Annotated in this window: 1 protein-coding gene; it reads right to left on the bottom strand. The window is 62.6% G+C overall.

Translation table 11 applies throughout. The features are described from left to right. Positions 1 to 98: 98 nt before the first annotated feature. A complete protein-coding gene (locus ACJH6J_RS30550) occupies positions 99 to 878 on the bottom strand; it encodes an endonuclease domain-containing protein (protein WP_406805051.1) in 780 nt (259 codons plus the stop codon). Positions 879 to 1,004 lie beyond the last annotated feature (126 nt).

The raw sequence follows: 1,004 nt of genomic DNA on the forward strand, positions 1-1,004 counted from the left end.
GACACCCCAGCCCAACGCCTAGCCGCGCTCTTGAACCAAGCCGCCTAGCCACGTTGCACTAATCGATTGACTTTGAGACCCGAATCTCGCGATCTTCTTCACGTTGGGCACCCAGCAGCGCGCAGAGCAGCCCACACCCGCTCGATGACCGTGCGAGGGCGGTAGTTCAGCAGGTTGGCGCCGACCCGCACAATTCGCCACCCCAGATCCCGGTATTCGACGTCCTGGTCGATATCCCGCGTCCGTTGGTTCGGGTCGGTCCAATGCTGAATGCCGTCGTACTGGACGCCGACCTTCCAACGCCGCCAACCCATATCGATACGCCCCACCAGTTCCCCGTATTCGCCGAACACCTCGATCTGTGTGTCGGTGGGCCGTATGCCCGCCTCTGTCAGCAACAGCCGAGTTCGGGTCTCCTGGGGCGACTCTGCACCATAGTCGGCCAATTCGAGAACCCGACGTAGCTGGACCAATCCCCGCATTCCCCGATGGGCGTCGATAAGCGCCTGCACCTCAACGAGTTTCAAATCGCAAGCCTGAAGCAGCGCGTCCACCCTGATGACTGCTTTGGTCAGCCCCTTGCGGCGGCCGAGATCGAACGCGGTCCGAGCCGGATTGGTAGACCTGACGCCGCGGAGTTCACAGATTTCGTCGGGATCGAGTGCATCACTGTGCAACAGCACGCCTGCGGCCTTGTGCCTGCTGGGCTGGTTGATCTCGGCGGGTTCGTCGGCGCCGATCCACTTCGATCCATGCAAGGCCGCAGCCGACAGCCCCGCGACAACACCACGCCGCCCTGACCACAACCAGACGCCGACGGCCTTATCGGCCGGTGTCATCACAGCGCCACGAGGGATGTACACGTCGCGGTGGATCATGTCGTGCCGCGTATCCAGGTCGTACCGGCTGACCAATCCCGCCGCCAACGCTGTCGTCGGTCACGTAATTCCCCAGGGGTTGCTGTCACGTAATTCCCCAGGTGTGGGCCTCGTGTTGGTCTTACC

Origin of the sequence: Mycobacterium sp. SMC-18, assembly GCF_045310895.1 — a bacterium.
GTDB lineage: Bacteria > Actinomycetota > Actinomycetes > Mycobacteriales > Mycobacteriaceae > Mycobacterium.

Bases quoted from the DNA above. Each gene is read 5' to 3' on its own strand.
- ACJH6J_RS30550 (WP_406805051.1), bottom strand. From the start codon at position 878: ATGATCCACCGCGACGTGTACATCCCTCGTGGCGCTGTGATGACACCG.